Here is a 21239-nt window from a genome sequence, read left to right on the forward strand (position 1 = left end):
GGGTACAACCTCATCTTGTTATTGGATAGGAACCACCCAGTGTCCACCCACACGGCGGGTCGCCATGAGGACGTCGTACCAGGCTCGCCTTTTGGACAAGCCCGTCTGGCCCGGGTAAACCGGCCAGCTCGGCGGCGGTGCAGTATAAAAAGCCACAAGCAGGGCTTTTCACTCAATAAGCAGTAAAGATCAGCGATAAATCTCGGAAAACCCCGGTCCTGCAGAGGAGCATTCCCTGAGACATGTAGGAATCGCCTTCAATAAACGCCGGCGAGTATTGCACAGGGAGGGTGCGCCGTCATGCCCCTACCTTCGGCGGATTTACCTGTCATAAAGGCTCTAGAACAGCCATTCCAGACCAATCGCCCTGTTGCCGTGCCCCTAGCCACATTTACCGCGCCAGCCTACCTATTGTGGGCAGAGGACCTATTGTGGCGAGCGGGCTTGCCCCGCGCTGGGCTGCGCAGCAGCCCCAACAAAGCCACCCCAGTTACCCCAGGCACACCGAGCAAACAGGTTTTGGGGCGGCGCCCTCCACGACCACATACAAATTCTGCCTACCCGCCAACCAGCGTCTAAGCTTCAGGCAAGTCCGATCAATCTGCGTGAATGGATCAATCGACTATGGGCGCGTTATGGCAAACCGGTTCGACCACCGCTGCGCAACCCACCGACAGTCCGGACGATCAGCCATTGCCACAAATTCCCCCTAGACGCAGGCGCGGGTGGCGCTGGTTCTGGCTTTTGCTGGTAGTGGGGCTGGTCGCGCTCGCGTATGCCGCCTCCCGGGAAGTGCGTAGCGCCAAGTGGCAGGCTCGGGAGTTCAGCCGTGTGGCGGCGACTCTGGTATACACGGTGCAACCGGGCCCCAGCGACGCCATTGTGTACCCAGGGAACGGTCCCTTCGATAAGCGCTTGGGCTACAGCGCACTGGGTGATTTCCTGCCGCGCCTGCTCAAGCGCAATTACGTGATCCAGAGCCAGGCCCATTTTTCCCAGGACTTGCTGGACTACACCCGCCATGGCCTGTTCGTGCCCTACGCCGAGAAGATTCAGGCCGGCCTGTCGATCAGCGACTGCCGTGCGCAACCGCTGTATCAGTTCAACTATCCACAACAGTTCTATCCGACCTTCAGCGCCATCCCGCCGGTGATCGTCAACAGTCTGCTGTTTGTAGAAAACCGTGACCTGCTCGACCCCGCGCAGCCCCAGGCCAACCCCGCCGTGGACTGGCCGCGCTTTGCCAAGGCCGCCTGGTCCCAACTGGCCAAGCTGGCGCACCTTCCAGGCCAGACCGCTGGGGGCAGCACCCTGGCCACACAGTTGGAAAAATACCGCCACTCGCCCGATGGGCTGACGCTTTCCGGCGGCGAGAAGATCCGTCAGATGATTTCCGCCAGCGTGCGCACCTATCAAGGCGGCCCCCAAACCCTGGCCGCCCGGCAAAATATCGTGCGTGATTACCTCAACAGCGTGCCGCTGTCCGCCGTTCCAGGTCATGGTGAAGTGCATGGCATCGCCGAAGGCTTGCGGGTGTGGTATGGCGCCGACTTCAATCAGACCAACGCCCTGCTGGCAGCCGACGATCCAAAAACCCTGGCGCAAAAAGGCCTGGCCCTGCGCGAAGTGTTGTCGCTGATGATCGCCCAGCGCCGACCGTCCCATTACCTGTCCAAGGGCCGTAACGAGTTGGCCGGTCTCACCGACAGTCACCTGCGCCTGCTGGGGCAAAGTGGCCAGATCGAACCGGCGTTGGTCAGCGCCGCCCTGGCGAGCAAGGTGACTTATCGCGACTGGCAGCAACAGCCGACGATCCAACCGATCGAAACCAACAAAGGTATCAGCGTGGTGCGCAGCCGCCTGGCCACTCTGCTCAACCGTCCGTTGTACGATCTGGATCGGCTGGACCTGGCCGCCACCAGCACCCTGCAAAGCGAGCTGCAAACCCAGGCCACCGACTACCTCAAACGCCTGGCAGACCCGGCGTTCGCCGCGCAACTGGGGCTGATCGGCCCGCGTCTGTTGACGCCCACCAGCACCGCCCAGGTGCGCTACAGCTTCAACCTGTACGAGATGACCGCCGACGGCGCGCGGGTGCGGGTGCAGACCGACAGCACCGACCAACCCTTCGATATCAACGAGGGCAGCAAGCTGGAACTGGGCTCTACCGCCAAACTGCGGGTGCTGACCACCTACCTGCAAATCATCAGTGAACTGCACGAGCGCTTTGCCGGCCAGACACCCGCCGCACTGAAAAAAATCGAAGTCAACGACCAGGATCGCCTGACCCGCTGGGCCGTGGATTACCTGCTGCAACACAGCGATCACAGCCTGGCGAACATGCTCGATGCGGCCCTCGACCGGCAATACTCGGCCAGCCCCGGCGAAGCTTTTTTTACAGGGGGCGGCTTGCATCGCTTCCACAACTTTCGCAATGAAGACAACGGCCGCAACCCGACTCTGCGCGATGCCCTGCGTGAGTCGATCAACTTGCCGTTCATTCGCCTGATGCGTGACCTGGTGCGCTACAGCACCTACCAGGGGCCCAACAACAGCGCCGAGCTGCTCAAGGACGACAGCGACCCGCGCCGCCAGGAATACCTGGCCCGCTTTGCCGACCGCGAGGGCACCACGTTCTTGCTGCGCTTCTGGAAAAAGTACCGCAACAAAGACACCCAGGCCCGACTCGACACCTTCCTCGACAGCATGCATCCCACAGCCATGCGCTTGGCCGCGGTCCATCGCTACCTATTGCCACAGGCCAGCCAGCAGAGTTTCAACAGCTTCGTCCGGGCCCACCTGCCGGCGACCAAAAGCGCCGAGAAACTCACCGATGCGCGCCTCGACACGCTCTATATCAACTACGGCCCCGGGGCCTATGACCTGCCCGACCAGGGCTATATCGCCAAGGTCCACCCGCTGGATCTATGGCTGTTGGGCTACCTGCTCAACCACCCCGACGCCACCTTCAGCCAGGCCGTTGCCGCCAGCGAGCATGAGCGCCAGGAAGTCTACAGTTGGCTGTTCAAGAGCCGGCACAAGAGCGCCCGCGACAGTCGCATCCGTACCATGCTGGAGATCGAAGCGTTCCTGGATATTCACCAGCGCTGGCAGCAGGTCGGCTACCCGTTCGACCATCTGGTGCCGTCGCTGGCCACCGCCATTGGCAGCTCGGGCGACCGGCCCGCAGCGCTGGCGGAGCTGGTCGGCACGATCCTCAACGATGGTGTGCGCCAGCCGCCCCTGCGCATCGACAGCCTGCACTTTGCCGCCGACACGCCCTATGAAACCCGCGTGGTCAACGACCCCGACCGGGGCAAGCGGGTGATGCCCAGCGCTGTTGCCACGGCCTTGCGCGGGGCGTTGTCGCAAGTGGTGGATGCCGGCACAGCCAAACGCGTGGCCGGCAGCTTCAAGCTCGCCGATGGCACGCCCTTGACCATGGGCGGCAAGACTGGCACCGGCGACAACCGCATCGAAGCCGTGGGTGCCGGTGGCCGCATTCTCAGCTCCAAGTCCATCAACCGCACGGCCACCTTTGTGTTCTACATCGGCGAACAGCACTTCGGCACGCTGACGGCGTTTGTACCGGGCACCTCGGCGCAGAATTTCACCTTCACCTCGGCCCTGCCCGTGCAAGTGCTCAAGGGCATGGCGCCGTTCCTCACCCCATATCTGCAACCGGGCGCGCGCACCTTGTGCCAGGCCCCGCCACCCCGTCAGGCGCACTACACGCCGGCGCTGCAACAGGGCGTCAGCTATGTAGATCATGCATTTGAATAATGAATTTTTGCCGCACTTCACACGTGCATTGACCGCAGGATTTTGAACTTTTGTTCTGAACTTCAACGGATACGCTAATGCTTAAAACCATTTAGCGAGCTTTATTGCATGTCCGAATTGCCCCGACCCGCGCCCTCTATCCCAACGCACCACAAAGGGCCTCACTATGCACTGATAAAACAGAAAATCCCCCTCTGGCTCAGCACCGCCACCCCAACCAGAATCGCCTCGTTGAGCAGCGCCGAACTGTCCCGTCCCGCCTGGTACGCCAGCGCCTCCCCCCACCAACATGAAGTCCTGCAACGTACCAATGCCGAAGGCTGGCGCACCCAGAACGAGGTGGATCGGCAGTTGGGCGAAGTACAAGATGTGTATGCGTTTGCCGAACCCTTGTTGAAAAAAGCCATCGGCGACCGATACGACCTGCACCTGGATGTAAAAACGACGTTTCTAAACCTGTTTATCGCCAAGACGCTACCTTGGTACACGCTCAATATTTCTCCGGGAGTCACCAGCCGCAAAGTGTCACTGCTGGATGCGGCGCTGCATAACTTTGCCGCCGGCGAAACCTTTGAAGATGACTCCTGCTACATCTCCCAGCCCGACTATCGCGGTCACTTCACGATCCAACCCTTGCACGACAAGATGACCATCGCGCAATTCAAGGCGCTGTGCCGTGAACTGGACCTGGGCGCACGCTATCAACAGCACCTGAACAGCCACCTGCTGCCCACCGCCCCCACCACCCGCGCCACGCTCAAGCACAACATCATCGCCAGCCAGAAGGCCGCGCTCAAAGTCGCCGCGCAACTGGCCGCGTTGAAGACCAATGGCCAACAAGCCCCCGACCTGGGCGCTGCAGCCTACGGGACGCTGATGCGTGCATTACGGGGTGAACGGGGGTTGATGCAGTTCTACCAACTGAGCATCCTGGATGCGCAACTGACCGGGATCTTGCTGATTGCCGCAGACCTGGACCGAATATCCGGCGTGTCGAAAGTGATCGCCTATATCCCCCATGACCCCGAAAGCCCGGTCAAGGAATACGACTCCAGCCTGGCCTTCATGCGCGACCTGACGCGCAAACTGCAAACCAACGCGCCCATCCCCTCACGGGACCAGCAGACGTACCAACAGTTCTTCAGCCAGTTTGTCGACCATAGCCTGCGCGGGCATTTCTTTGCCGGGCTGGACCAGCGTTTATGCCAGGTACAGTGGCATGAAAAAGCGCCCCTGGACCCGCGCCCGCACTGGCGCGAGACGCCCCTGGACAACCCCCGCCTGCAGTTTTCGGCGGTGCGCATCGACGGTGATCTGTGGGAGCACCTCTATCAACAGGCTCTCAACAAGATCCTCAATGACGGGCGCACCCTGGTCGTTTCCACCGCCGATGCCGACAGCGCACAACGCTGGGCCTGGTGGGACAACCTGACAAAAATCGTCGCGGACATTTTCAATATCGCCCTGATGGTGGTCACACCTTTCGTGCCCTTTCTCGGCGAATTGATGCTGGCCTATACCGCTTATCAACTGAGCAGCGATGTCATCGAAGGCCTGGTGGACCTGAGCGAAGGACAATTCAGGGAGACCGGCGAACACCTCATCAGCGTCGCCACCGATATCGTGCAACTGGCAACCTTCGCCGCTGGTACGACCCTTGGCGGCGTCTTCAAACGCTCGGCGTTTGTCGATGGCCTGCACAAGGTCGACGTCGGCGCGCAACAACGCTTGTGGCACCCCGACCTGGCGCCCTACGCGCGCAACGACCTGCAACTGCGACACGACGCGCAGCCCGATGCCTTGGGCCTGCATTCACACAACAAGCAGCCCATCCTGCGCCTGGATGAGCGGCACTATGCGCTCGAGCACGATCCCGCCAGCGATACCTACCGGATCAAACACCCGACGCGGCCGCAAGCGTATGCACCCAAGCTCGAACATAACGACCATGGCGCCTGGCTCCACGAAGGCGAAGACCCACGCACCTGGGACAGCGAAACCCTGCGCAACCGCCTCGGCCCCTTGGTGCAAGGGCTCTCCCCCGCCGAACGCGAGCAGGCCTGCGCCACCAGCGGCACCCACGACGGCGCCTTGCGCATGATGTACGCCCACCGCGAACCGCCCCCGCCGCTGCTGGCCGACAGCCTCACACGCCTGCAGCTACGCCACCAGGTCAGAGCGGCGCCGCAGCTCATGCGCACCGCAGGCGCGCCGGACCTGCCCACCAACTGGTCAGTACAAACCACCAGCGAGCTTCCCGGCTGGCCGGCGGACAAAGCCATCGATGTCTTTATCAATCACGACTTGAGCAGTTATGCCATGCGCTACGGAGCGAGCGAGGCCACACCGGCCAACACCCTGACAATCCGCCATGACGACGTACGCGCCGGCAAGCTGCCCGAGCAGGTCGTAGAATTTCTCAGCGAGGCGCAGCTCAAGGCGCTGCTGCCCACGCCACTGCCAGCCACCGCATCCGCGCGGGTCGAGGCCTTGCGCGAGCAACTGGCCAAACGCCTGGAGGCGCAGACGACCACGATCTTCAATCACCTCTACAGCGTGCGCGAAGTGCTTGATACGCCCCACGGCCAACTGATTCAGCAGCAGTTCCCGGACCTGCCCGCCGATCTGGTGAGCACTTTGCTGCTGCGCACCTCACTTCAGGAATTGGAGGTGATGAGCCAAGAACAGCGAATCCCTCTGCGCCTGAAAAACCTCGCGCGCGAGCTGGCCAACGAAGTACGCGCCAGCCACGCCGCCGAAGGGTTGCACGAAGACGCCCTGCTAACGCCAGACACCGAGCGCATGGCCCTCAATATCGTGCGCCTGAACACCGATGCGCTGGGCGACCTGAACCTCGCCATTTATGAGCAATCACCCGACGGCGCCTTGCGTTGTCAGGTGGGTCCGGCTGACGCGGGCACGCAAAAAATACTCTTGTACAAAGGCCCCGGGCGCTACCAGATCCATGATCCGCAGCTCGCAACGCCCAACGCGCAGTACAGTTTTTACGAAGCCTTGCTGCGCGTGCTGCCCAGCGATGCCGTCGATTACCGGCCTGGCCAAGGCGAGATATTGCGCGCCTGGCTCAGGGAGCAACTTGAACCCATGGCCGCACGCCGCACCGTGCTGCAGGAGCCCAGCCGGCGTCAGGCAGACGACCGCACGCTGCAACGCCTGCTGCAAAAACCCGGCTTTGAGGCGTTTCGACGCTTGTTTCGACGCCAGCCTGCGCCAACCCCAACGCTTCAGGAAACCCTGGGCAAACTGTGCCCCTTACTCAACGAGCAAGAGATCGAGCAGGTCACGCCATTTCTCAACACCCCACCCGGCAAGCAATTGCTGAGCAAGCTGGAAGCCGACCACCGGCTGCTGCTCGAAGACCTGCGGCGCATTCGCAAAAGCCGCACGCTCGGCATGCCAGGCAGCGTGCTCGAAGAAAACGAACTGCTGATGCGCAAACTGATCGTCAGGGAGCTGCGTACCTGCTGGGAAGAAGGGGCCTACTTGAGCATGCTGCCCCCGCAACCCTCTGCCCGCGGCACCCTGCTGGATTTGAGTGAACTGGTACTGGGCCGCTATGTCCACCACATGGCCCCCCTGCGCGCCGACTTCAGCCATGTCACGCGCCTGAACCTGAGCGGTACACACCTGTTGGATCAGGAGATGGGCTTTCTCGACAACTTCCCCAACGCGCGCATCGTGGACCTGTCCGACAATAATCTGACCGGTATTCCTCCCCAACTGACCGACTTGAAAAGCCTGACCACGTTGAACCTGAGGCTCAACCCGATCAGGTGGGTGAACTATGACTACGAAGTGCTCAAGCGTTTGCCGCAGTTGCGCTCATTGAACCTGGAAGGTCACACCCTGCTGCAAGTGCCGCCGGATCTGAGCCTGATGCCCGAATTGCGCCGGCTGGTTCTGCGCCGAAGCGGTATTACCCAATGGCCGGCCGGCATGGAGGCCCCGAGGCTGGCCATCACCGAACTGGATATGACCAGCACCGCGATCAGCAGCGTTCCGCCGTTCGCCGAAGACTCGGTGGGCGCGCGCATAGTGGCCAGCAGTTGGCTCGATCGCAGCAAACTTGAACCGGAGGATGAAACCCGCTTCGTCAGCTACCGGCGGGCCTTTGGTTTCGACCCCTATCGCACCGTGCCACGCGGGGGGGCGGCCGACCGGCAATACTGGTTGTCCGGCCTGAGCGGCGAAGAGCGCAATGTGGCCATCAAGGTTTGGGACGATGTGGAAAAAGAACATGGCTCCCAGGGGTTGTTCGACCTCCTCAAGCTGTTGCGCCCACCTGAAGGCTTCCAGACCGAGGCCGACGCGCAACTGTTCAGCGCAGGTCAGGAAGACCTGGCCATACGGGTCTGGCAACTGCTGTTTGCGGCGGATGAAAACCCGCAGTTTCGCGAGCGCATCTTCAGCCTGGCCGCGACCCCGGCCAATTGCGCGGATGCCGGCGCGCATATTTTCAACCGCCTGGGGATCGAGACCTTGCTTGAACAGATCCTCAAGGACAACTCCCCGCAAGCCCTGCGCCAACGCGAAAACCGGCTGGTGAGCCTGGCCAGACAGGCCTGGCGCCTGGAACAGGTCAACCGCCTGGCCCGTGAAGAAGTCCGGCATCGGCTCACGCCGACCAGCGAAGGTGGCCTGGGGCAGACCTTTGGCGCCGACGAAGGCCAGGTGGATGACGTGCAGGTGTACCTCGCCTACCAGAGCGGGCTCAAGACACACCTGAACCTGCCATGGGTGTCGGAACACATGGTGTACCGCAACACGGCCAAGGTGACCCAGGCCCACCTCGACAAAGCCGCGCGCACGATTCGCCAGATGCAGCACGGCGACGGCCTGGTCAATGGCCTATTGGAACAGCCGTTCTGGAGCGACTACCTGCACGACGCCTACCTGCAAGACTTCAATGCCCAGGGCGAACAACGCGACAAGGCCGGCAGCCAACTGCAGGAGCTGTTGGAACTGCAACAGCAATGGGCCACCGGGCAACTGCCCGCCGAAGCCAAGGCACGCCTGCGCGAACAATTAGTGGCCCTGGCCGACGAACTGGTTATCCCGTATAGCGTAGTGCTTGCCGACCAGGTGTTGTCAGACAGCACCGTGCTGGGCCTTTATGAGCATATCCAGCATGACTACAACGAACTGGCCCGCCGCCTGACCCGCCAGGCCCTGACACGGCTCGGTTAAATGTCGCGAGCGGGCTTGTCGGAACGCCGCATCGCCCGCGTTGGGCTGCGCAGCAGCCCCAATAAAGCCACTCCAGTTACCCCAGAAACACCGTGCAAGCAGGTTTTGGGGCGGCTTCGCCACCCAGCGGGGGACAAGCCCCCTAGCCACTTTTACCGCGCCAGCCTGCCTATTGTGGGCAGAGGGCCTATTGTGGCGAGCGGGCTTGCCCCGCGCTGGGCTGCGCAGCCGCCCCAACAAGGTCACCCCGATTACTCCAGACACACCGAGCAAGCAGGTTTTGAGGCGGCTTCGCCACCCAACGGGGGGCAAGCCCTCTCTCCACTTTTACCGCGCCAGCCTGCCTATTGTGGGCAGAGGGCCTATTGTGGCGAGCGGGCTTGCCCCGCGCTGGGCGGCGTAGCCGCCCCAACAAACCCACCCCAGTTACCCCAGGTACACCGCGCAGGCAGGTTTTGGGGCGGCTTCGCCACCCAACGGGGGACAAGCCCCCTAGCCACTTTTACCGCGCCAGCCTGCCTATTGTGGGCAGAGGGCCTATTGTGGCGAGCGGGCTTGCCCCGCGCTGGGCGGCGCAGCAGCCCCAACAAGGTCACCCCGATTACTCCAGGTACACCGCGCAAGCAGATTTTGGGGCGGCTTCGCCACCCAACGGGGGACAAGCCCCCTCTCCACATTTACCGCGCCAGCCTGCCTATTGTGGGCAGAGGGCCTATTGTGGCGAGCGGGCTTGCCCCGCGCTGGGCTGCGCAGCCGCCCCAACAACCCCCCCCCAGTTTCTCCAGGCACACCGAGCAAGCAGGTTTTTGGGCGGCTTCGCCACCCAACGGGGGACAAGCCCCCTCTCCACATTTACCGCGCCAGCCTGCCTATTGTGGGCAGAGGACCTATTGTGGCGAGCGGGCTTGCCCCGCGTTGGGCTGCGCAGCAGACCCAACAAACCCACCCCAGTTTCTCCAGGCACACCGCGCAGGCAGGTTTTGGGGCGGCTTCGCCACCCAACGGGGGACAAGCCCCCTCGCCACACAGGCCCCCTCGCCACAACAAGCACCCTCTCCACAACAAGCACCCTCTCCACAACAAGCACCCTCTCCACAACAAGCCCCTTCTCCAGCCCCCCCTCTCCACTGCAGATCACGGTGCCAGGAAGTCAAACACCAGATGCACCGTGCCGTAGTACTCCCCGCCGCGATAGCCGCCCTCGGGCTCTATCGCCGCGATGTCCAGTTCGGCACGCCGGCCCACACGCGCCTCATTGGCGTTGACCACTTCGATCGGGTCCAGGGTCAATGCCACGCGGTTGAATTGCACTTGCAAGTCGATACGGTTGCGCCCGTTGTGCAAGTAGGGCTCGGCCCCCAGGCGCGCTGCGACGCCGCCATTGAGGTTTTTTACGTCGAAGTTCTTGCGCAGTCGGCCCAATTGCGACGTCACCAGGTTCCAGGCCAGCAGTTGCTCCTGGCCTATCCAGTCCGACTCGGACGGCAGCACATACGCCTCATGCACCGGGATGGTCACCGAGACGTCGAACGAGTGACGCTCCTGGATCGCCGCGGTGTGGTTCGCCGCCAATATGCAGGCCGCGAGTACACCGAGTCTTGTCAGCTGCTTGAACATCATCATCACCCGTTAGTCTTCTCGACCTTCAGCGGTTTTTTATCCAGCCCTTCCACCAGCATGAAGCTGTAGCGTCGGCCCGGCTTTTTCTCGAACGTCAATTGCCTCCCAGGCAGGATGTGGTGCTTGGTGGTAGGCACACAGTCCGTGGCGTTGGCGATCGAGCAATCATGGAACTCGTCGAGCACCACCGTGCTGTTGCCAGCGTTACGCAACTGGTATTGGTCGACCGTTTCGTTGACCCGCGTGTCGAAACGCGTGTCTTTGGGGCGCACGAAAAACACGGTGCCGTAGCCGGCCATCACATTGATCCCGGCAGCAAGGTGGTCCTTGTACTCGGCACGCTCCTCATCGCTGATGCCAAAGTTGTCGTCTTTTTCCGGGACCACCGGGATAAAACGCAAACGGAAATAACGCTCCTTGTCCCGTTGCCCCATGAACAACAGACGGGTGCCCTGGCGCCCATTCGCCGGCACGATCAAGCGCGACGGGCTGGCCATCAGGCCGTCGCGACTGCTGGTGGTGCCCTTGTCGTTGGCGATCGAGGCTACCGGCACTTCGCGGGTGGTGCCGTCCGGGTTGTAGAGGATTTCCAGCACGTTGACCTTGATGAACGCCGTGCTGGTGCCGCCATTGGACACGCGCTTGAGGTAGGAGCTGCGGCTGCCTTCCAGGTAGTCATACACCACCCCGACGTTGATCATCGGCCCGGCCTGGGCGGTAAGTGACATCAGGCATAACCCGATCCATAACACTGCTTGTTTCATGTTGACTACGCCTCATTGATTGAATGCGGCGGGCCCGGCCCGCCGTGCTGCGGCAGGTTAGATATCTGAATCCCAGATCACCGTTACCACGCCCGAATAGGTGCTGCCCGGCTGGTTGAGCATGTCGGCCATGTCGTCGCGCAGCACTTCAAAGTGCAAGGTGCCGGGACGGTCGTTGACGTAGAACAGCGGCTGGAACAATTCGGTGCCGTCACCATCCAGGCGCAACGGACGCTTGAGCACAGCCTGGCTACCGCGTCCATCGATGCCGCTAGGCAGGGTCACGGCAATCTGCAGCGGCACCTCATCGCCATTGGCGTTGCGCAAGCCACAGGTATTGCCCATGACGATCGAGCACTCCAACTGCATCTTGAAACGCGAACTGGCGGCGATGCGGAAGGTCTGGTCGCGGTACAGGCGCGTCGGCGCACGGCCACGGTTGAGCCAGGCTTGCCAGCCACCCTCGGGGATCAGCTCGATGCGGTCGCCGCCGGGTGGCAGGTCGACTTTGAGGTCGTGCTCCACGCTCAGGGTGAAGTTGAACGTGATGGCGTTTTTGTTCGGGACCAGGACGTCACCAAAATCGTAATCGCCACCCGGTCCCATGGTGTAGGTGATGCTGCCGTAGTATTGGCCACCGGACATGGTCAGGGGGTTGGGGGTCCTGAGTTCGTAGGCATATTCCATCGTGGCCACGTTCATATAGCTCAGGTCGTCGGACGGTTTAAGGCCGCAAGGGCCAGCCCCTTCAGGCGTCAGCCAAAAATAGGAGGCGTCCCTGACACCGGCGGCAAGGTGGCCGGTACGCCGACAGGGACTTGGTGGATTCACCCACTGACTCTGCCAACTGAATCCGGGTTTGGCCCAGGTCGATACACCTGGCGGTCTGGGTATAAGCCAATTTGCACCGATGCCTGCGATACGTAACTGGACAATTTCAGTTTCCCCTGTTGCGGCATGGGTCACTAACAGGTCACGCCAGTCCGACGGCACCTTGACCATGAAGCCTTTGCGCTCATCCTCGTGATTGGCCAGGATCGGCTGATTGGATAGCGCCCTGAGCTCGTTGTCCCTGAGGCTGAAAATCCCCAACGCCTTGCACTGAGTCGGAATATGCGCCGCACAAATCGAACTGATCGGCGTGGTGTTTTCGAAGTCGTTCTTCATCGGATTGGCCGGGTCAGGCCGGAACCGCGCGGTGATGTTCTCGTCCGCCAGTGAGGCGCTGGCGCTGAACAACAGCGCCGCGCCCACGGCCATGATCAAGGTGTTGAAGGGTTTCATCGTGGGTGTTCTCGTCATGGCACTCAACCTGCGGTCTGGGTGCTGGATATGTTTTCGGCGAGGGTGTCCGGCGTGCAACGCAGGTCACCGATCATCAACACGTCGTGTTCATTGGCGGCGGTGGCCGGGTCCAGACGGAACTGGCACAGCAACTGGTTGCGGTAGCGCACTTCGAGGGTCGGCGAGCTGGCGCTCATTTCCATGGAGAAGAACCCGTCGGCCTCGCTGACCCCACGGCTGGCGTGGTTGATGACGTGATGGCCCCTGAGCGGCTGGCCCTGGGCATCGAGCAGGCGCCCGAGCACCGACACGGTTTTCATGACGGTGATTTTCCGGTAGTCCACCCCGCCCTTGTTCAGGTGGTAGGTGGTCCGCGCCGGCTGGATATTGGCCGCCGGTGGGTGGTTGCCTTCAAAGTCGAAGTTCACCGTGCTGCTCTTGTAGGCCGCCACCGGGACGAAGTTGCGCCCGGGACGCAGGATCGCGCCGCCGCCGCTGAAGTCGTCGGCACGCAGGCTGATCTCATCCAGATCGGTTTCGACGTCGACGATCATGCCCGCGCCATTGCTCTGGTACTGGCTGGTCATCAGCATCTGGTCGCCACCGGCAACGAAGGTGCTGTGCAGGTTCAGGCCACCGCTGAGGTTGCCGTTGAACGAGCTGCGTTGGACGAAGCCGTCACCGCTGACGACGTCGCTGTCAAAGCTGGCCATGCCCGACAGGCCGACGCCGTAGGTGTCGGTGATCGCCGTGGCCGAAACACTTTGCAGCAGGTGGTCAGTGAGGTCCTGGCGGTAGGTGACCGAGGCATTGTTGTCACGGCCGCCGTCGCGGTCGGTACGGGTGCCGATGCTGCCGGAGATCTGCCGGCCATCGCCGCCCAGGGCCAGGCTCACGGACAGGTCCACGCCACGGTTGCGTTTGTCGCCGGTGCCGGAAGTCGCCGGTCGGTCGAACACCGAGAACCGCCAGTTGGCATCGCTGCCCCACAAGATGTCACGTCGGCTCCAGCCCAGGTCCAGCCCAGCCCCTTCGGCGTTGCCCTCGCTGTGGGACAGGCGCATGTTCCAGGAGTTTTTTGCGTCGACCCGATGGTTGACCGAGAGCGCCGAATTACTGGTCTGGCCGACAAAGGTATTGCGTCGCAGGCGGGTGCCGTCGGGCAGGGTTTCATAGGTGTCACGGGTATCGAGCCAGCTGCGGTTATGACTGAGCACCAGGTTGGTCGCGCCAAAGGTGTAGAGGCCCTGCACGTCCATGCCGGTACCGTGTTCGCGGGTCTGGTAGACGTTGGTGTAGAGGCTGGTGTTGTTGGCCACCGTCCAGTCCACCGAACCGCCGTATTGCAGTTGCTCGCGCACTTCCCGCGCCGACAGGCCGAGAATCACCCGTGGGTGGACCAGGTAGTTCACGGAAGCGCCGGCAGTGATCGCGCCGGAGGCCTGTTCATCCCAGTTGCTGAACAACTTGGTTTCGCGCCCGGCAAACAGGTTGTAGCGCCAGCGGTCATCGACGTTGCGCCAGTTGCTGGGCTTGTACACCAGCTCCTGGGTGGTGCTGACGGTCAGGCCGTCTTCGACCAGGCGCACTTCCACTTCATAGATGCCACCGGGCAAGGGCCGCGTGTCCAGTGTCTGCAAACCCGCCGCGACGGCTTGGGTGTTGATCAGCAGGCCATTGCGGTAGATCTCCACGGCGGCCTGGCGATTGGCGGTGACGTAGATCGGGTAGACACTGGCTTTGGAATTGTTGATGGCCAGACTGTCAGAGCTGCCGTACATGACGCCCAGCGCCGTATCGGGGCTGGCGCCAAAGCTGCGCAACTGGCGGGTCAGGCCGTCGGAATTGGGGGTGAAATGGCCTAGGCGCAGGAACTGGCCTTCCAGTTCACGCTGGGTATACAGCTCGTGGATCGCATGGCGCAGTTGTTCTTCGTCGCCGCTCTGGCGCGCCAGTTGCAAATTGAACACCTGGGTCCAGTTGCCCAGGCTGGCACTGGCCTGCAACCCATAACGCCCGCCCAGGTCTTCGTCCTGGCCGCCGTTGAGGTTGAGCTGGTTGTTGATGATCAGGCCACGGCTGCCGCCTTCTGGCTGCTGGTGAAAACGCGGGGCATCGCTGGTGCGTTCGACATTCTGGGTGATGATCGACAGCAGCGAGCTTTCCAGGTTGTAGTGCACGGACACCAATTGCTGCGGGCAGGACTGGCTACACGCGCCGAGGGGTAGGCCACCCTCCAATATCGCTTGCCAGGTGTCGCGGGTGGCCGCGGGGACTTTGCTGTCGCCGGTGTCGGTAAACTCCAGCAGCGTCACGGTCTCGTCTTTGGACAAGGAAATCAGGGCCTCACCCAGCGGTTGCTGATCCAGTTCAGCCTGTACCGCCAACGGCACGTCGAAAAAATGGTCGCTGAACCCGGCAGGCAAGCCCTGGGCCTGGGTCAGCAGGCTCGCAGGCGTGACGGTACCTGGCGTGGGTGCGGCCAAGACACTCGTACAAATCACCAGCGCAAGCGCAACCGCGATGGGCGTCATCGGGAACATGGAAGGAATACTCTGAGGGCCAGGAAACAAGGTAAAAACGCGGGCCGGCCAAATGGGGAAGGAGTCAGCCGGCCCGAACGCAAATGCCCACGGACGTAAACGCCCGGCGGGCATCTACACCATCAAGGCAGTGGGGTTGGCGGCACCGCATCGAACACCAGCGCCACAGCGGAGGTGTAGGCACCGCGCTGGGTGGCCGAAGGCTTGGCCGCCGCAATGCGTAGTTCAGCAGCCACACCCGGGGTCGAATCGGCTTCGCTGACCACTTCTTTTGGTGTGCCGGTCAGTTCAACACCGTGAAAGGTGGTGGTCAGCGCGATGTTCTGCGCGGTGTTACCGTTGAACAGGACCGCCGGGCCACCTTCGATGTAGGCGTGAACCGAGCCGTTGGTGTTTTTTACGTCGTAGATGGCGGTCAGCGGGGCCAGCTCACCACTGACGAGGTTGTAGCTCATGCTTTCATCGCGACCGAAGTTAGGGTCGCGTGGCTGTGCGTGGAACACGGTTGTCGGGATATTCGCCGTGATGTTGACGGTGTGGTTGGCTTCGCCAGCAGCGAAGGCCATCGACGAGTTCAGCGCCAGAAGGGCCAGAGGGGCAGCAATTGCGAACTTCTTGAACATGGTGGTTTCCTGTTTTATCGGACAAGTTATCGACCCACTGAAAGTTGAAAACAAGATTCAACACGCAATGAGAGACGTCGCACTAAAAGTTAAAGCCAGCGCAACACGGGGCGCATTGTCCAGCAACTAACAAAACAGGTATGCAAGCCAGCTCCTACGCAACTGTAGCCAATGGATACTGGCATCTAAGGAAAAATATGGCATTTTGCCAAAACTTTATGAGTGTCCGTAAGATATGGACTACATGAACTACCAAGAAACCAAATGCGTGAAAAGTCCGTAAGAACAGTACCACAAAACAAACTAATCACAGACACTTAAAAGACAAGTTGAATTTGAGTTTTCACTCTAATACTAGTTATAAATTTCCACCGTGTGAGTCTTAATCAAAAAGTTGAGAGCGGCACTGAATTCTCGTCTGACCGTTGGTCGCCTGCCTCTGGCCGAGGCATAAGATATATCTTACGTTATATCTGAACCACACACAGAGAGCATGACAATGAGAGACCCTCATTCCCACCGTGAACCCGGTGACGACCGCGACGGCTTCGAGAAACGCCCTGGCCGCGAACGCGGTGGCCGTGGCCCCCGGGTATTCGCCCCTGGCGATCTGAAGCTGCTGTTACCGGCACTGATCGCCGAACAGCCGTGCCACGGCTACGACCTGATCCGCCAGATCGAAGGCCTGTTCGATGGCGCCTACAGCCCCAGCCCTGGGGTGATCTACCCCACCTTGACCTTCCTTGAAGAAAGCGAATTGATCACCGGCGACGCCGAAGGTGGAAAAAAACGCTACACAATCACCGACGCCGGACGTCTGTACTTAAGTGAGCAAGCCATTGCGCTGGACGGTGTGCGCATGCGCATTGATGTCAGCAAACGCTCACTGCGCGGCCACGACCGGCCGCCGCAAATCCATGAGGCGGTGCACAACCTGCGCCATGCCTTGCAATTGCACCACGGGCGCTGGAGCCCGGAAGAAATCACCCGGGTCGCGGCGCTGCTCAACAGCACCGCCCAAGCCATTGTGGATGGCCCCGCCGTCCCACCTGTACAGGGGAAAAACGTATGAGTACGCCTGGCATTCACCGCGTGAGCCACGAGATCAAACGCCGGCGCCTGGAGGTGCTGCGCGTGGTCGACATCACCCCGCGCATGCGCCGTATCACCCTGGGTGGCGAGCAGTTGGCCGGGTTTGTCAGCCTGGGCAGCGATGACCATATCAAGCTGCTGTTCGCGCAGAATGCTGCCGAGCAGGCGGCACTGGAAAGCCCGACATTCAGTGTCAAGGGCGAGGGGCCACAGCCGGCGATGCGCGACTACACCCCGCGCCGGATTGACTTGAGTCGCGGTGAATTAGACATCGACTTCGTACTGCACGGCGACGGCCCCGCCTCCACCTGGGCCGAACAGGCCAAGCCCGGCCAACACCTGCACATTGCCGGCCCGCGCGGGTCGATGATCGTGCCGGATATGTTCGACAGCTACCTGCTGATCGGCGACGAAACCGCCATCCCGGCCATTGCCCGCCGCCTGGAAGAACTGCCGCCCGGGCGCAAGGTGCTGGCGGTGATTGAGATTGCCGACGCCCATGAACAGCAGGCACTCGACAGCGCAGCCGATGTGCAGGTGATCTGGGTGGTGCGTGGCCAGGATGAGTTGCTCGCTACGGTGCGCGAACTGCAGGTGCCGAAAGGTTCGTTGTACGCCTGGGTCGCCACCGAGACCAAACTGTCGCGCCAGGTACGCAGGGTGCTGCTGGATGAGCACAAGCTCAATGATGAGTTCGTCAAGGCCGTGGGTTACTGGCGTGCCGACGGCAGCAGCGAAGAGTAAAACTTGCGTGGCTGGCCGTGACGAAGGGGCCTGCTGTGGCGAGCCTGCTTGTTGTGGCGAGCGGGCTTGCCCCGCGCTGGGCTGCGCAGCAGCCCCAACCAAACCACCCCAGTTCCTCCAGGCACACCAAGCACACAGGTTTTGGGGCGGCTTCGCCACCCAGCGCGGGGCGAGCCCGCTCGCCACAGGGGAGTTCGTCTGTTTTTTAACTACGCTGCCCGCTTCAGGACCTTGTCCAAGCCCACCAGCGCCAATGCCACCAACACAAACCCCAACAGTATCCCCCCGGCATTCATGAACACCTGTGGATAACCCAGCGTCCCCACATCAATGAACGGGTACTGGTACTGCCCCAGCTCATGCCCGCGCAGCAGCACATAAGCGAAGTACACCAACGGGTAAATCACCCAGTAGCCGATGTGCTTGAGGCGCAACGTGCCCTTGGGTACACAGAACCACCAGTAGCCCAGGAACAGCAACGGCATCACATCGTGGAGCAATTCGTCAGCGATAAGCTGCCAGCCTTCGGGGCTCCACAAATGCCGCAGCAGCAAGCTATACGCCAGGCCCACCACGACCATGCTCACCGCAATGCCGCTGCTGACCGCCGGGCGCAGGAAAAACCGGCGGGCGGCCGAAGGACGATTCACCAGGGCATAACTCAACACCACCGCCGCCAGGGTGTTGGTCAGCACCGTAAAGAAGCTGAAGAAGGTCACCAAGCCGCCCAACAGGCTGGCATCGGCCATCCAGCGCGAATAGACAATCAGGTACTGCTGAATCCCCAGCCCGGCCCAACCAGCCAGCGCGGCCCCTGCCACATACGCCCTCATTCCAGTGGGCGTTTGGTGCGCATCAACTTGACGTACAACCCCTCGACCTTTTCCCGCGCCCACGGCGTCTTGCGCAAGAACGTCAGGCTCGACTTGATGCTCGGGTCGTTCTTGAAGCAACGAATGTCGATGCGCTCGGCAAGGCCTTGCCATTCGTAGTGCGCGACCAGCGCGGTGAGCACCTGTTCGAGGGTAACGCCGTGCAGTGGGTTGTTGTTCGATGCGGTCATGCCGGGCCTTTGCCAAGAATTGAAGAAGAAGCCGCGCACCTTAGCCGAGGTGCCAGGCCGGTGGAAGCACGACCTTGATTGTAGTCCCACCCCCTACCCCATGTAGGAGCGAGCTTGCTCGCGAAAATCGCCAACGCTGCAGCGGGGCATCAGGTTTGACGCGGCGTCCTGAAGTTTTTCGCGAGCAAGCTCGCTCCTACAGGGGACTTATGAAAAGTTCCGCTTCCTTGACAAAAAAGAGATGTTATATTGTAACTGTATTTATCTGACCCGCTCTGCCAAGGAACCCCCGATGCCCCTCTCCCCTCTCTGGCGCCTGACCCCGCTGGCCGCTGCCCTGTTGATCGGCTCCCAGGCCCAGGCCCTGGAACTGCAACCCCAAGTCATCACCGGCAACCCCCTGGGCAGCCAGCAACTGGCCTCGCCCACGACGGTGCTGGAAGGCGATGACCTGACCCTGCAACAAAAAGGCAGCCTGGGCGAAACCCTGAACAAGCAGCCAGGGGTGTCGTCGTCGTACTTCGGCCCTGGCGCCAGCCGCCCGATCATCCGTGGCCAGGATGGCGACCGCATCCGCATCCTGCGCAATGGCGTCGGCGCGCTGGACGCCTCGTCGCTGTCCTATGACCATGCGGTACCGCTGGACCCGGTCAACGTCGAGCGCATCGAAATCGTGCGTGGCCCGGCGGCCCTGCTCTACGGCGGCAGCGCCATTGGCGGCGTGGTCAACACCTTCGACAATCGCATCCCCACCGAAGCCATCGAAGGCATCCACGGCGCGGGCGAACTGCGCTACGGCGGCGCCGACACCACCCGCAGCAGCGCCGGCAAACTGGAAGCCGGCAACGGCACCTTCGCCCTGCACCTGGATGCCAGCGCGCGGGAATTCAACGACCTGAAAATCCCCGGTTACGCCCGCAGCCGCCACGCCCCCCAAAGCGAGAATGGTCCCGGCAAAAACGGCCGCCTGGGCAACAGCGACGGACGCCAGGACGGCGGCGCGGTGGGCGGTTCCTACACTTGGGACGACGGTTATGCCGGCCTGTCCTACAGCAACTCCGACAGCAACTACGGCTCCCCCGCCGAACAGGATGTGCGCATCCGCATGCAGCAGGAGCATTACGCGTTCGCATCGGAGATTCGCAACCTGCAAGGCCCGTTCACCTCGGTCAAACTCGACGCTGGCTACACCGATTACGAACACCGCGAAATCGAAGGTGGCGAAACCGGCACCACCTTCAAGAACAAAGGCTATGAAGCACGCATCGAAGCGCGCCACCAGCCGATGGGGCCTTTCGATGGCATCGTCGGTGCCCAGGTCAGCCGTAGCGAATTCTCCGCCTTGGGCGAGGAAGCTTTCGTACCGCAGACCGATACCAATGCTGGCGCGCTGTTTATCCTCGAAGAAATGCAGGCCACCGAGCGCCTGAAACTGAGCCTGGGCGGGCGCCTGGAACACACCACCGTCGACCCGGACGGCAAAGGCAACGAGCGTTTCGCCAATGCCAACCGCTCCAGCAGCTTCACCGCCGGCAGCCTGTCGTCGGGTGCGGTGTATACGCTGACGCCCATCTGGTCGCTGGCCGCAACCCTGGGCTACACCGAGCGCGCGCCGACCTTCTATGAGCTGTATGCCAACGGCGCCCACGTCGCCACCGGCACCTATGAAGTAGGCGATGCCAAGCTGTCGAAAGAAAAAGCCGTAGCCAGCGACCTGGCCCTGCGCTTTGACAATGGCACCCACAAGGGCAGTTTTGGCGTGTTCTACAGCCACTTCTCCAACTACATCGGCCTGCTGAACAGCGGTCGCACCTTGAATGACGAGGGCGAAGAAGACGCCGACGGCATCCCGGAGTACACCTACTCGGGCGTGCGCGCACGTTTCGTCGGCTTTGAAGCCCAGGATCACTGGAAACTTGGCGAAGGGGCCTACGGTAAATTTGCCCTGGAACTGTCGGGCGACTACACCCGCGCCACCAACCTGGACACCGGCGAAGCCTTGCCGCGTATCGCCCCGCTGCGCCTGAACAGTGGCTTGTTGTGGGAACTGGACCGCTGGCAGGCGCGTATCGATGTCGAGCATGCCGCAGGCCAAGGCCGTGTGCCCCGCAACGAAAGCGGCACCGACGGCTACACCACCTTGGGCGCCAGCGCCGGTTATCGCTTCAATGTGGGCGGCAGTCAGTGGCTGGCGTTCGTCAATGGCGAGAACCTGACCAACCAGACCGTGCGTTATGCCAGCTCGATCCTGCGCGATATTGCGCCGGCGCCGGGGCGTAGTGTGCAGGTGGGCTTGCGTACAACCTTCTAACAGACACTGATTAACCCTGTGGGAGCGGGCTTGCTCGCGAAAGCGGTGGGTCAGTCGCCAAATAGAGTGACTGACCCACCGCTTTCGCGAGCAAGCCCGCTTGTATGTTTAGACTTGAAGGGGTGGGCGGCGACTAAAAGCCCGATTCCGACTCTAGCCAGTACGGACCGTGGGAGACTTCTCGTCCCGCCCTTTCTACCCTAA

Annotated in this window: 12 protein-coding genes; 5 read left to right on the forward strand and 7 right to left on the reverse strand. The window is 61.8% G+C overall.

All coding sequences use genetic code 11. The features are described 5' to 3' along the window. Positions 1 to 624: 624 nt before the first annotated feature. Entirely contained in the window at positions 625 to 3783 is a 3159-nt protein-coding gene (locus tag HBO09_RS12790; protein WP_169994012.1) for a transglycosylase domain-containing protein, read from the forward strand. A gap of 231 nt (positions 3784 to 4014) precedes the next feature. Continuing rightward, the gene (locus HBO09_RS12795) at positions 4015 to 8991 is read left to right on the forward strand and encodes an NEL-type E3 ubiquitin ligase domain-containing protein (protein ID WP_169994015.1); all 4977 of its coding nucleotides are present in this window, start codon (positions 4015 to 4017) and stop codon (positions 8989 to 8991) included. Positions 8992 to 10125: 1134 nt separating this feature from the next. On the opposite strand, the gene HBO09_RS12800 is transcribed toward HBO09_RS12795, so the two are convergent. The 5 genes from HBO09_RS12800 to HBO09_RS12820 form a co-directional block, all read right to left on the reverse strand. Then, positions 10126 to 10608 (reverse strand): CS1 type fimbrial major subunit, encoded by a 483-nt coding sequence (locus HBO09_RS12800; RefSeq protein ID WP_169994018.1) that lies wholly within the window; start codon positions 10606 to 10608, stop codon positions 10126 to 10128. Between the two features lie 5 nt (positions 10609 to 10613). Further along, positions 10614 to 11375, reverse strand: a complete 762-nt coding sequence (locus HBO09_RS12805) for a molecular chaperone (RefSeq protein ID WP_169994021.1) — start codon at positions 11373 to 11375, stop codon at positions 10614 to 10616. Positions 11376 to 11432: 57 nt separating this feature from the next. Next, the gene (locus tag HBO09_RS12810; protein WP_262381227.1) at positions 11433 to 12677 is read right to left on the reverse strand and encodes a hypothetical protein; all 1245 of its coding nucleotides are present in this window, start codon (positions 12675 to 12677) and stop codon (positions 11433 to 11435) included. Between the two features lie 5 nt (positions 12678 to 12682). After that, positions 12683 to 15202: a CS1-pili formation C-terminal domain-containing protein gene (locus HBO09_RS12815; protein ID WP_169994024.1), complete on the reverse strand. Its 2520-nt coding sequence runs from the start codon at positions 15200 to 15202 to the stop codon at positions 12683 to 12685. Between the two features lie 122 nt (positions 15203 to 15324). Further along, positions 15325 to 15825, reverse strand: coding sequence for a CS1 type fimbrial major subunit (locus tag HBO09_RS12820; protein WP_169994027.1), 501 nt, complete (start codon positions 15823 to 15825; stop codon positions 15325 to 15327). Between the two features lie 499 nt (positions 15826 to 16324). Here HBO09_RS12820 and HBO09_RS12825 point away from each other — a divergent pair, with 499 nt between their 5' ends. Beyond that, positions 16325 to 16897, forward strand: a complete 573-nt coding sequence (locus HBO09_RS12825) for a PadR family transcriptional regulator (RefSeq protein WP_169994030.1) — start codon at positions 16325 to 16327, stop codon at positions 16895 to 16897. Continuing rightward, positions 16894 to 17661: a siderophore-interacting protein gene (locus HBO09_RS12830; RefSeq protein ID WP_169994033.1), complete on the forward strand. Its 768-nt coding sequence runs from the start codon at positions 16894 to 16896 to the stop codon at positions 17659 to 17661. The genes HBO09_RS12825 and HBO09_RS12830 overlap by 4 nt, the downstream gene beginning before the upstream one ends. A gap of 209 nt (positions 17662 to 17870) precedes the next feature. On the opposite strand, the gene HBO09_RS12835 is transcribed toward HBO09_RS12830, so the two are convergent. Together HBO09_RS12835 and HBO09_RS12840 are read right to left on the reverse strand one after the other, a co-directional pair. Then, positions 17871 to 18494, reverse strand: a complete 624-nt coding sequence (locus HBO09_RS12835) for a Pr6Pr family membrane protein (protein WP_169994036.1) — start codon at positions 18492 to 18494, stop codon at positions 17871 to 17873. Further along, complete coding sequence (locus HBO09_RS12840; RefSeq protein WP_169994039.1) at positions 18491 to 18724, reverse strand: VF530 family protein; 234 nt, start codon at positions 18722 to 18724, stop codon at positions 18491 to 18493. The genes HBO09_RS12835 and HBO09_RS12840 overlap by 4 nt, the downstream gene beginning before the upstream one ends. Positions 18725 to 19016: 292 nt before the next feature. Between HBO09_RS12840 and HBO09_RS12845 the strand changes: the two genes are divergently transcribed. After that, on the forward strand, positions 19017 to 21035 hold the full coding sequence (locus HBO09_RS12845; protein WP_169994042.1) for a TonB-dependent receptor: 2019 nt from the start codon (positions 19017 to 19019) through the stop codon (positions 21033 to 21035). Positions 21036 to 21239 lie beyond the last annotated feature (204 nt).

This window comes from Pseudomonas sp. WS 5027, assembly GCF_012985695.1.
In the GTDB taxonomy this organism is placed as follows: domain Bacteria; phylum Pseudomonadota; class Gammaproteobacteria; order Pseudomonadales; family Pseudomonadaceae; genus Aquipseudomonas; species Aquipseudomonas hygromyciniae.

Excerpts from the sequence above, each read along its gene's own strand:
- HBO09_RS12790 (WP_169994012.1), top strand. The coding sequence starts at position 625 with ATGGGCGCGTTATGGCAAACCGGTTCGACCACCGCTGCGCAACCCACC.
- HBO09_RS12800 (WP_169994018.1), bottom strand. The coding sequence starts at position 10,608 with ATGTTCAAGCAGCTGACAAGACTCGGTGTACTCGCGGCCTGCATATTG.
- HBO09_RS12805 (WP_169994021.1), bottom strand. The coding sequence starts at position 11,375 with ATGAAACAAGCAGTGTTATGGATCGGGTTATGCCTGATGTCACTTACC.
- HBO09_RS12810 (WP_262381227.1), bottom strand. The coding sequence starts at position 12,677 with ATGACGAGAACACCCACGATGAAACCCTTCAACACCTTGATCATGGCC.
- HBO09_RS12815 (WP_169994024.1), bottom strand. The coding sequence starts at position 15,202 with ATGTTCCCGATGACGCCCATCGCGGTTGCGCTTGCGCTGGTGATTTGT.
- HBO09_RS12820 (WP_169994027.1), bottom strand. The coding sequence starts at position 15,825 with ATGTTCAAGAAGTTCGCAATTGCTGCCCCTCTGGCCCTTCTGGCGCTG.
- HBO09_RS12825 (WP_169994030.1), top strand. The coding sequence starts at position 16,325 with ATGAGAGACCCTCATTCCCACCGTGAACCCGGTGACGACCGCGACGGC.
- HBO09_RS12830 (WP_169994033.1), top strand. The coding sequence starts at position 16,894 with ATGAGTACGCCTGGCATTCACCGCGTGAGCCACGAGATCAAACGCCGG.
- HBO09_RS12835 (WP_169994036.1), bottom strand. The coding sequence starts at position 18,494 with ATGAGGGCGTATGTGGCAGGGGCCGCGCTGGCTGGTTGGGCCGGGCTG.
- HBO09_RS12840 (WP_169994039.1), bottom strand. The coding sequence starts at position 18,724 with ATGACCGCATCGAACAACAACCCACTGCACGGCGTTACCCTCGAACAG.
- HBO09_RS12845 (WP_169994042.1), top strand. The coding sequence starts at position 19,017 with ATGCCCCTCTCCCCTCTCTGGCGCCTGACCCCGCTGGCCGCTGCCCTG.